General features: G+C 64.7%; 11 protein-coding genes. 4 read left to right on the top strand and 7 right to left on the bottom strand.

Annotation, left to right across the window (positions count from 1 at the left end; translation table 11 throughout):
- Positions 1–279: 279 nt before the first annotated feature.
- From ettA to QZ501_RS13460, 4 genes are all read left to right on the top strand, one after another.
- Positions 280–1,941, top strand: coding sequence for an energy-dependent translational throttle protein EttA (ettA, locus tag QZ501_RS13475; RefSeq protein WP_151440351.1), 1,662 nt, complete (start codon positions 280–282; stop codon positions 1,939–1,941).
- 64 nt (positions 1,942–2,005) lie between these two features.
- The gene (locus QZ501_RS13470; protein ID WP_295720211.1) at positions 2,006–2,371 is read left to right on the top strand and encodes a PilZ domain-containing protein; all 366 of its coding nucleotides are present in this window, start codon (positions 2,006–2,008) and stop codon (positions 2,369–2,371) included.
- Entirely contained in the window at positions 2,343–4,025 is a 1,683-nt protein-coding gene (locus QZ501_RS13465) for an HAD-IA family hydrolase (protein WP_295720208.1), read from the top strand. The genes QZ501_RS13470 and QZ501_RS13465 overlap by 29 nt, the downstream gene beginning before the upstream one ends.
- A gap of 121 nt (positions 4,026–4,146) precedes the next feature.
- Positions 4,147–4,890 carry a lysophospholipid acyltransferase family protein gene (locus QZ501_RS13460; protein WP_295720207.1) on the top strand — a complete coding sequence of 248 codons (744 nt, stop codon included), beginning with the start codon at positions 4,147–4,149 and terminating at the stop codon, positions 4,888–4,890.
- Between the two features lie 3 nt (positions 4,891–4,893).
- Here the strand turns inward: QZ501_RS13460 and QZ501_RS13455 are convergent, their stop codons facing one another.
- The 7 genes from QZ501_RS13455 to QZ501_RS13425 form a co-directional block, all read right to left on the bottom strand.
- Entirely contained in the window at positions 4,894–5,775 is an 882-nt protein-coding gene (locus QZ501_RS13455) for an AgmX/PglI C-terminal domain-containing protein (RefSeq protein ID WP_295720205.1), read from the bottom strand.
- Positions 5,772–6,263, bottom strand: a complete 492-nt coding sequence (locus tag QZ501_RS13450; RefSeq protein WP_151440355.1) for a biopolymer transporter ExbD — start codon at positions 6,261–6,263, stop codon at positions 5,772–5,774. The genes QZ501_RS13455 and QZ501_RS13450 overlap by 4 nt, the downstream gene beginning before the upstream one ends.
- A complete protein-coding gene (locus tag QZ501_RS13445; protein ID WP_295720202.1) occupies positions 6,260–6,781 on the bottom strand; it encodes a biopolymer transporter ExbD in 522 nt (173 codons plus the stop codon). Before QZ501_RS13445 ends, QZ501_RS13450 begins: the two co-directional genes overlap by 4 nt.
- A gap of 9 nt (positions 6,782–6,790) precedes the next feature.
- Entirely contained in the window at positions 6,791–7,483 is a 693-nt protein-coding gene (locus QZ501_RS13440; RefSeq protein WP_237416584.1) for a MotA/TolQ/ExbB proton channel family protein, read from the bottom strand.
- 2 nt (positions 7,484–7,485) lie between these two features.
- Positions 7,486–7,794, bottom strand: a complete 309-nt coding sequence (locus QZ501_RS13435; RefSeq protein WP_295720200.1) for a hypothetical protein — start codon at positions 7,792–7,794, stop codon at positions 7,486–7,488.
- A complete protein-coding gene (locus QZ501_RS13430; protein WP_160899306.1) occupies positions 7,791–8,390 on the bottom strand; it encodes a tetratricopeptide repeat protein in 600 nt (199 codons plus the stop codon). Before QZ501_RS13430 ends, QZ501_RS13435 begins: the two co-directional genes overlap by 4 nt.
- Positions 8,374–10,875 (bottom strand): tetratricopeptide repeat protein (locus tag QZ501_RS13425; protein WP_295720198.1); only part of this gene is annotated, 2,502 nt, incomplete at its 5' end. The genes QZ501_RS13425 and QZ501_RS13430, both read right to left, overlap by 17 nt.

The following is a 10,875-nucleotide window of genomic DNA, read 5'->3' as shown; positions in this document are numbered from 1 at the left end:
TCATATCTCGCTTAAACATTGTCAGCCTCTCGTGTGCTGGCAATTGACGCGCCCCGAGGAACGCCTTTGCTTGCCAGAAAATGGTCGATGATGAACTCTCGGGGTCTCTCTGAAGGCGAGGCTATTCTACCGAAAAGGGGCCGCAATAACATCCGCCGCCCAAAAACGCGCCAGAACGCCCGCCACTGGCGGTCTTTATTGCCTCGAAAGCTGCTATTGGTTAACGTACGTCCAGATTCAAGCTTCCATTTTCCGACTTCCCAGCAGGATACCCATTCCATGGCTCAGTACGTATTCAGCATGAATGGCCTAGGCAAGGTCGTTCCCCCGAAGAAAGAGATCCTCAAGGACATCAACCTGAGTTTCTTCCCCGGCGCCAAGATCGGCGTTCTCGGCCTCAACGGCGCGGGTAAGTCGACCCTGCTGCGGATAATGGCCGGTGTTGAAACGGATTATGTGGGCGAAGCGCGCCCTCTGCCGGGCCTGAACATCGGTTACCTGCCCCAGGAGCCACAGCTGGACGAGAACAAGACCGTCCGTGAGATCATTGAGGAGTCCGTCGAGGGCGTCCACAAGGCGCTGGCACGCCTGGATGAGATCTACGCCGCCTACGCCGAGCCGGACGCCGACTTCGATGCCCTCGCCAAGGAACAGGGCGAGCTGGAAGCCTTCATCCAGGCCTCCGAGGGCCATGATATCGAGCGACGCATGGAGGTGGCTGCGGATGCCCTGCGCCTGCCGCCATGGGACGCTGGGGTACACCATCTTTCAGGCGGTGAACGCCGCCGCGTGGCGCTGTGCCGACTGTTGCTTTCCAGTCCCGACATGCTGCTGCTGGACGAGCCCACCAACCATCTGGACGCCGAGAGTGTGGCGTGGCTGGAGCGTTTCCTGCACGACTTCCCAGGTACCGTGGTGGCCATCACCCACGACCGCTACTTCCTGGACAACGTCGCCGGCTGGATCCTCGAACTGGACCGTGGTCAGGGCATTCCCTTCCAGGGCAACTACACGGGCTGGCTTGAGCAGAAGGAGAAGCGCCTGGAGCAGGAGGCCAAGCAGGAAGCTTCCCAGCGCAAGGCCGTCCAGCAGGAGCTGGAATGGGTCAAGACCCAGGCCAAGGGCCAGCAGTCCAAGAACAAGGCCCGCCTGAAGCGCTTCGAGGAGCTCAACTCCCAGGAATTCCAGAAGCGCAACGAGACCAACGAACTCTATATTCCGCCGGGTCCACGCCTGGGTAACAAGGTGATCGAGGTTGAGGGCGTGACCAAGCGCTATGACGACGAAGTCCTGTTCGAGAACCTGACCTTCAGCGTGCCGCCGGCCAGCATCGTCGGCATCATCGGTGGCAACGGCGCCGGTAAGTCCACCCTCTTCCGCATGATCGCCGGTACCGAGCAACCGGATGAGGGCCAGATCGTGCTGGGCGAGACCGTGGAACTGGCCTACGTGGACCAGATGCGCGAACTCAACGAGGAGAACAGCGTCTGGGAAGAAATCAGCGGCGGCCAGGACATCATCCAGGTGGGCCAGTACCAGACCCAGTCCCGCGCCTACGTGGGCCGGTTCAACTTTAAGGGCGCTGAGCAGCAGAAGCGCATCAAGGAACTCTCCGGCGGTGAACGCAACCGGGTGCACCTGGCCAAGCTGCTGCAGGAAGGCGGCAACGTCCTGCTGCTGGACGAGCCCACCAACGATCTGGACGTGGAAACCCTGCGCGCCCTGGAAGAAGCCCTGCTGGTATTCCCGGGCTGCGCCATGATCATCTCCCACGACCGCTGGTTCCTGGACCGGGTCGCCACCCACATCCTGGCCTACGAGAGTGACGGCGAGGTGGTCTTCCACGAGGGCAATTTCTCGGATTACGACCGCGACCTGCGCGCCCGCAAGGGCGAGGACGCCTGGGTACCCAAGCGGGTCAAGCATAAGAAACTTGCCTGAGTGGTTTTCCCCATCAGGGCATCTTTCACTATAGTGAAGGAAACGCCCTGATGAGGTTTGCCCCATGGCCAGCCGGGAACGCCGCTTTTTCAGCCGCATCCTGTTCGATGCCGCCTGTGAGATCCATCTGGGAGACCGCATCTGGCCCAGCCAGGTACAGGACATCTCACTCCACGGTGCGCTACTGAAAGCCCCAGAGGACTTCAGCGGGCAGCCCGGCGAGAGCTACACCATCACCATCTGGCTTTCGGACAACACCACCCAGATCACCATGGGCGCCACGCTGCGGCACCGGGAAGATGACTGCCTGGGTTTCGAGTGCCGGTCCATGGACCTGGAAAGCGCCACCCACCTCCGGCGCCTGGTGGAACTGAACCTCGGCGACGAAGCGGAGCTGCACCGTGAACTGGCCCGCCTCAGCGACTCCTGAACTGATCCTCTTTGACTGGCACGGAACCGTTGTGGATACCCACGACGCGATGTTCTCAGCCATGGAAGAGATGCTCCCCCAACTGGAGGAGCTGGGACTGGTGAAGGAACTGCTCCCGGAAGACCAGTGCAAGACCGCGGATGACGCGCGGCTGGTGCGCTACATCCGCCTCTTCCGTCGACTCCACCCGCGCATCCTTTCGGAACGCCGGGTCTCCCGCACCGATATCTTCAATGCCATCTTCGGCGACAACACTGCCGCCAAGCAGATTGCCCACGAAGCCTACAACGCCTGTTACCGCAGCCACTACGGCGAAGTCAGGCCCTTCCAGGAGGGGATCTTCGAGTACCTCAGCGCCTGGCGTGCCGCCGGCATCCGCCTGGGTGTGGCCACCAACCGCAACCGGGAATTCCTGGAGCATGAACTCACCCTGGTTGATGGCGGGCGCTGGACGCCGCTGATCGACGTCATCGTCTGCGCCGGGGACGTCACCGCCTACAAACCCGACCCCGAGATCATCCTGAAAGCTGCGGAGGCTGCAGGCTGCCCGGCGGATGAACGGGTATGGTATGTCGGCGACAGCACCACGGACATGATCACTGCCGGCAACGCGGGCGTCACCCCGGTGTTCTTCAACGGTGGCCAGTGGGAGCCGGAGTACATCGAACGCCGTTTTGCCGGCGATCCCGACCACCATCCAGCCGCCATCGCCCATTCCTTCGAGGCGCTGACCGACCGCATCGCGGAAAATCTGGAGGGCGATGCCAGGGCCACACTCGATGCCAGGCGGCCGCCCCCCTATCCGGCGCCGCAGCCGCCGGAACCCCGTATCGAACCGGACTGGCACCCCTCGGTGGTCAACCTGACACCCCCTAGGGTTATCCTGTTCGACTGGCACGCCACCCTGGTGGATACCCTGGACGCCATGTACCACGCGGTGGACGACATGCTGCCGGAACTCCGGGAACGGGGCCTTCTGGACAACATCGCCACCACCTCCAACGCCCGCTCCCCGGAGGAGCAGCGCCTGGTGGACTACGCACGCGACCACTCCCGCCTGCACCCCCAGGTCCGCGCCGACCGCAAGATCTCAAGAACCGACATTTTCGAGGTGCTTTTCGGTGAGGACGACACCAGCAAGAGCCTTGCCCACCAGGTTTTCCGGCATCATTACCGCCGCCACTACGGCTCCGTGCTGCCACTGGAACCGGGGGTGCGGGACCTGCTCTCGACGCTGAACACACTTCCCCTGCGCATTGGCGTGATCACCAACCGCGACCGTGAATTCTTCGAGGAGGAACTGCGGCTGGTGGATGACGGCGGCTGGACAGAACTGTTCGCCCTCAACATCTGTGGCGACGACGTGCCCCACCGCAAACCTCACCCGGACCAGCTGCTGCTCGCGGCGCAACGCCTGGAGCAAGCCTCGGACACCGGCATCTGGTACGTGGGCGACAGCACCACGGATGTAAGCGCGGCCCAGCGCGCTGGCCAGACCGCCGTATTCTTCAACAGCGCCCAGTGGGACCTGCCGGCCCTAAACCGGCTGTTTCCGGGTGATACCAACCACCCCTACCGGCCGGATGTGGTCGTCAACGACTTTTCCGAATTCTGGGCCATGCTGCTGACCTGCCTCGACGACGCCACCCCCTGACCCGGAGCCCTCCGGAACACCTCATTGGCGATGGTTACAGCTGACTACAATTTGACCGATGACAGTTTTCCGGTACGGCTGTACACTGAAATAAAGTGAACACCTGTACGAGGAATACCGAATGCGCTGGTTTCACAGGATCGGCCTTTTTATTACGGCAATACCAGCAACCCTGGCCGGCTTTCTGCTCTGTGTGGCACGCCCATTCCATCGCGGCAACAACAGGGTCTGCGCACGCATGTACGCATGGTGCGGCCTGAGGGTCCTCAACGCCCGGGTACGCCTGGAAGGCTGGCAGCACCTTCCCACCAAAGAGCCGCGCGTTCTGATCGCCAACCACCAGTCGAACCTGGATCTCTACGTGGTCGGCAGCATGACCCCGGACAATGCTGTGGTTGTCGGCAAACAGAGCCTGGGGTGGATCCCCCTGTTCGGTCAGATCTTCTGGCTGGGCGGCAACGTGCTCATCCGGAGGCGCAACAGGGCCAGGGCGATGACCGCCATGACGGCCGCCAATCTCGCGATCGCGGCCAGAGGGCAGTCGGTATGGATCATGCCGGAGGGCACACGCAGCCGTGGGCAGGGCCTGCTGCCCTTCCGCAAGGGCGCTTTCCATACCGCCATCGCCACGGGGGTCCCCATCACCATGGTGTGCATCAGCGACTACCTGAAAACACTGGCATCGGGCAAAGGCCCACACACCATCACCGTAAGGGTGCTGCCGCCGGTGGAGACAGAGCACCTGAGCAGTGCCGATGTGCCCTGGCTCATGGAGCACTGCCGCTCGCTGATGATCCGCAACCTGACGGAACTCAATGGCGAGTCCCCCGTTCCGGAGGAAGGGCATCCCCGGCAGGCCGCCTGACGCCTAACCCGGTGGCGCGAAATCCACCGGGAACCGGACCGAACGCTCCGGCACCTCCATGGCGCCGAAATTGAACAGCGCAACACGCTGGGCAATCTTCCGCGCCACGCCCTCATCGCCCAGCGTTGAGCTGGCCACCTCCACATCCAGCACGTTCCCACCCGGAGCGATTCTCAGGGCCAGCACCACCTCACCCTCCAGCAGCGGATTCTGACGGCGGGCGCGGTTGTAGATGGAGAAGAGCGCGGACTTGTTGTGCTCAAAGGTCTCCCGGATGTTCGCCATGGGGCGCTCCTCCGGTTCGGCGGGCCGTGCGCCGGAGTTGTCTTCGGAGCCGGCAACATCCCGGGTTTCGCGGCGGGCTATCTCGCCTTCCTCGACAGAAACGTCGCCCGGTTCACCAGGGCCGCCCGAATCCGCCATGAGCTGCTCTTCGTCCGGCCCCTCCGGAAGCGCCCCGGCACCGCTATCCGCACTTTTCCCCGGCTCCCGGATGGCAGTCTCCCTCTCCGGCGCCAGCGAACGCAGCTCCGCCAGCTGATCCCGCATCCCCACCAGACCGGATTCACGCGCCACTTCCCGCGCTTCTTCAACCGTCTCCTCCGGCTGGGGCGCCTGCGGTGCCTCCGCCTCCGGTTCCGTTTCCGGCTCGCTGGCTTCAGGTTCCGGCTCGGGCTCCGGTTCAGGTTCCTCCGGTTCCTCGAGCATGCGCGCCATCTGCGGATCCGGTTCGTCCGACTGCTCCGGTGCCCGCTCCGGCAACTCCATTCCAGGCACCAGCACGGCCAGCGGCAGGAAAACCACCAGCAGCATCGCCAGTATCACCCCGAGCAGTCGGTCCTCGCCCCGGGTGCTGCGCCACGGCAACGACGGAGAACGGCTCAAGGCCTACCTCCTTCACTCTCCGGCGTGCTTTCAACGGCTAGATGAATCCGGGTGTACCCCGCATTCACCGCGCTGCGCATGACCGGCCGCAGGCGTGCGTAATCCAGGTTCCGGTCCGCCACGATCATCGCCCTGGCCTTATCACCGGATTCCACGCTCCCGGCCAGGTGCGCCTGGAGATCGGCAATGATCTCGCCACCCTTGCCCTCGGTTACGCCGTCCAGCCGGGCCACCTCGCTGCCACCGACGAGGATGCTTTCGCCGGCCACCACCACCCGCAGGATACTTTCCGGCACCTGCTCCGCCGCGGAACGCGGCAGCTGGATATCGCTGTCCTCCTGCAGGACCTGAACATCCGAGGAGTTCACCATCAGGAAAAACACCAGGATGGTGAAAATGTCCATCAGGGCGGTGAGGTTCAGCCCCCCCGGGCGGTTCATGCGCCGATAGTGGCGCTGGATACGGCGGGCGCGGCGGGATGCCTTCATGAGTCCGCCTCCCCACCCTCGGGCGCCGGCGCATCACCGAGGGCAATGTCCGGGAAGAGTTCCGCGGTGACCGCATCCGCCGCCACCACCTCCGGGTAGCCACGAACGGTATCCATGGTGGTCACCAGTGTCTGGTAATCCGTATCCGGCCCCGCCAGAAGCCGGATATCACGGATCTCCGGGAAGCGCTCCTTCACGCCCTTGAGAAGCTCCCGCAGCCCCGCAAAGTCCGGGCGGCCCTCTTCAACCGGCTCGAAATGCCGGAGCACGCCCCCATTACGGTCGCCCACCTCCAGGTGTCCGTCACGCACGATCACGTATAGCGCGAGTTCCTCCCCGTCGTCCACCATCTCATCCAGGCGCTCACCGGCTTCCGGGAAGCGCAGTTCCAGGATGCGGGTCTGGGTGAAGACCATACTCAACAGCAGCACGGGCACCAGCACGATCATCAGGTTCAGGAAAGGCGTGATGTTCAGGTCGGCTTCCGCCGTCTGCCGGCGATGTCGGCGTCGTCTCATGGGCCGGCCTCACCCTTCACTGCGCGCGGTACTGCCCGCCTGGGTTTCCGAGATCAGGTTCAGGAGCTTGACCCCGGCCATCTCCAGACTGTCGATCATTTCATTGGTACGGGTCTGGAGATAGGCATGGGCCAGCAGCAGCGGAATGGCGGACATCAGACCGAAAGCCGTGGTGTTCATGGCCACGGAGATGCTGTCCGAGAGCATGCTGGCCTTGTCCGCCGGATCGGCCTCCGCCACGGCGGTGAAGGCCGAGATCAGGCCCATGATGGTGCCCAGCAGCCCCAGCAGTGTGGCCACGTTGGCCAGGGTGGCCAGGTAGGGCGTGCGCTTCTCGAAGCGTGGCAGCACCTCCATCAGCCCCTCCTCCATGGCATATTCCACGTCCGAACGCGACTGGCTGTTACGGAAGCGGGCCAGCCCGGCGGCCACCATCTCGCCCACCTCGACGCCCGACTCCCGGGCCGCTTTCGAGGCCTTCTGGAACTCCCCCTTCTGCAACAGCGGCCAGAGCCCGGACTCAAAGAGCCTGCGGTTGCGCCGTCGTGCCACCTGCAGGTAGATCATGCGCTCCAGCACAATCGCCAGACCGATGAGCAGGATCAGGGCAATGGGAACCATGAACAGCCCCCCTTGCTGGAAGAAACGGACTGCGGATTCCATCAGTGGGATCTCCGTTGCGTTGGCTATCGGTGTCTGCATGGTCAGCGGGTCTCTCCGGTTGAGGCAGCCCCCGACAGCGCTTCCAGAAGCATGCCGGGGTCACTGCGGTATCTGAGATAACGACGGTAGCTCTGATCATCGAGGGGGCTGAGGAGCTCTCCCAGACGCCCCTGTTCCGCCCTGGGCGCCTCCATGGGGGCATCCCTGGGCAGTCGCCAGGGCATCAGGTGCATCACACCCGGGCGCTCGTCCACACCCTCGATGCGGATGCCTTCCGGGTCGTCCTGGGCTGTCACCGGCAGGGCCAACAACGCCAGGGCCATCAACAGGGTTCTGTGCCGCGTCTTCATTCCACCCTCCGTTCCAGGTCCCGGATCCACAGGGCGACCTCCTCATCCTCGGCGTCCGTCAGCGACTGGTAACGCCGGTAATGGGTCAGAGCCTGTTCCAGATCGAGCAGATAGAGTTCCGAGAGGACAGCGAGGTTGTAGTGCAGCTGCGGGCGATCAGGATTGGCCTCCAATGCCTGGCGCAGCAGCGCCGTGGCCTGATCAATCCGCCCCTGTTGCCGGTAGAGCAGCGCCAGGTCGTTGGCCGCCGCCGCATGCTGCGGGGACTGGTCCAGCAGTGCCTCCAGCGCCCGAACTGCCCGCCCCGGCCTGTCCAGGTGACGGGCCACCATGGCCCTCAGCATCAGAACGTCCGGGTGGAAGCGGTGATCGTCTTCCACCCGCTCAAGCTGTCGCCCCGCAGCAGCCGGGCTACCACCAGCGAGCGCGGCGCGCACCTGCTCCAGCCGATCCCGGTCCGACGGATCCAGCGCTGGCGTAACCAGCGCCACTCTGTCGGGCATGCGTCCGTCGGGCTCCGGCCCTGACTGCATACCGGCACAGCCGGCCAGGACCCCCAGGACGAGCACCATCCCCCATTCAGCGCGCCGCTTCATGGCGTGCCTCCGTCCATTGCAGGTCGCGTTCATAGCGGGCCGGGAAAAGATCCGCCAGGCTGTCGAGGCTGCGACTCACCCATCCCGTCCAGTGGCCCTCGGGGATCCGCTGCTGATTGCGCTGGTGGAGTTCAATGGCTTTTTCCTCAAAGGGATAGGCTTCCTCTTCCAGCAACATCTCGTACTGGTTGGCCTGGAGATCCGTCAGGCCTGAGGGGCGCTCGGAGTCAAGCACGTCCTGAGCCAGCTGGCGGTACAGCTCCGCCATGCGATAGGTGCTTTCGGTGGCGGTCGCCGCGATGCCGAAACGCTCCGCTCTGCGAAACCATTCCAGGCTCTCGGAGAGGACGTCACGCTTGCGTGCCAGCGACTCCTCCAGCGGCGCCCCGAGCTCGATCCGCCCAAACACGTCAGCAGCACGCCGGCCCAGCCAGAGTGCACTGCGACTGGCCAGCCGGGCGCTCCGGGCTGTTCCTTCGGCCCCATCCTCGGCTTCGACAATGGCCCTGTGGGTCCCGGCCAGTGCCTCCTCCCTTTCCAGCGTCTTCTGCATCATTGCAAGCTCATGCCGGCGCTCCTGCTGGAAGGCATGCCCGCCCAGATGGTCGGTCCCGTCCGCCAGGTAACGTTCGTAAAGCGCCACCGCATCCGGCAGGCGCCCCGCCTCACGGTAGTAGCGGGCGGCCCGCAGCTGACGGCTCCAGCGTTCCTCAGGGTCCAGATCATCCGGGTCTGTCGCGAGCATGGCATCCGCTGCCTTTCCCGGGCGGCCCGCCTGGCGGTGGGCATGCACAATACGTTCGCCCGCCCCCGGGGCCAGCTCATGTTCCGGGAAGCGCTGGCGGAATATCTGCAGAAGGCGGATGGCTTCATCCCATTGCGCCAGCTCCAGCACCAGGCCGGTTTCATCATAGCGGGCGCTGGCGGCCACATCGGTGCCAGGCGCCGCCCTGTAGGCCTTCTGGAACCAGGTTCGGGCCTGCTCTGACTGTTCCCCGGCGGCCAGCCGTTGCGCCTCCCGATAGAGAGCCAGGCCATGGCGCTCCCGGAAATCCGCCAGACGATCGTCCTCCTCCGGTGTCAGCTTCCGCACCTCGGCCCAGGCGCTGGCGGCATTCGCGTATTCCTCCGCGTCCATGCGCAGATGCCCCAGCAGGATCCAGCCTGCCCGGCGCTGATCGTCTGTGGCATCGGCGTCCACCAGGGTCCGCGCCACCCCGCGTGCTTCGGTATACCGCCCCGCCTCGTACAGCCGGTTCGCCAGTGTCTGCCGCACGCCGTTGATATCAGCGTACCAGGGGAAGTCCTGAACAAAGCGGCGGGCATCCGCGATCAGCCGATTCCTGGCATCCGCGTCCTCCTGCCTGTGCCACTGGTCCTGGCGCAGCTGAACAAGCGCATAGGCTGCCTCACCCGCGCCCGGAAAGGGCGGTTCGGACCAGGCCGCACGCTCATACAGGCCGGCAGCCTGCGCGATGCGGCCACCCCGCAGGGCGGCATCCCCTGCAAGCAGCACCATGTAGCCGGCACCGGTTCCCATGGCGTCGGCCTCCATCCGGAAGCGCCCGGCACGGTCGGCGTACTGGCGCAGCCGCTGGGATGCCTGGCGGTAATGGCTGCGGGATTCGCCGCCTTCCAGAGCCTGGCCACGGGTGTAATGCCACACGCCCAGTGCACGCAGATAGCCCATCACCTGCCGGCGCACCGGCCGGTCAAGCGCGGCCATCGCGTCCGGCTCGGCATGGGCTTCCACCGCCTCCGCCATGGCATCACGCATCCGTTCGGTGTTGCCCGCCAGCCGCCAGCTCTCAACCACTTCCGTGAGCATCGCCGGCGCCGCGGCATGGTCCGGGTAGCGGGCACGGAAGGCTTCGGCGGTGGCCACACTGCCCTGATGATCACCCCGCTCCCTCAGGAAGCGCAGGAGGTGATCATAGAGGGTAGCGACATAGGGGCGGTCGCCATGGGCATCGAGCACGCGCGCGAGTGTTTCCGGGCCACGATCATAGGTGGCGATGAGGCTGAGCACCCGCTGGGCATCCGCCACCTGCTCGGCGTCCTTGCCCGAGACACTGGCGAAGCCGGTGCCCTGATCGTGATAGCGGTCCATGAACACCAGGAAGAGCCCCGCCGCCTTCATGGCCTCGTCATTGAGAAAACGGCTCCAACCCAGCATGTAGAGGCTGTCATTGCGGAAATCGTCATCCGGCCCATGCTCACGGGCCGCCCGGAAAGCCTCCGCCGCGTCCGCGTATCGGCCCTGACTGAAACGGTGCTCGCCCGTGCGGAATGCCGCTTCCGCCATGAACTCCGAATCCCGGTGCCGCTCCAGAATCCGCTCCAGATACCCTCCCGAGCGCTCCGGCTGTCCGGCGATATCACTGGCCCGAGCCGCCTCGTAAAGCAGTTCCGCCTCCCGTTCGCCCTTCACGCCTGCAAGCAGGGTCTCAAAGTCGTCCAGTGCGGCCCTGTGCAGGCGTTCCGA

This window comes from uncultured Halovibrio sp. (assembly GCF_913056445.1).
In the GTDB taxonomy this organism is placed as follows: Bacteria; Pseudomonadota; Gammaproteobacteria; order Pseudomonadales; family Oleiphilaceae; genus Halospina; species Halospina utahensis_B.
This window is presented reverse-complemented; position numbering and strand designations above follow the sequence as displayed.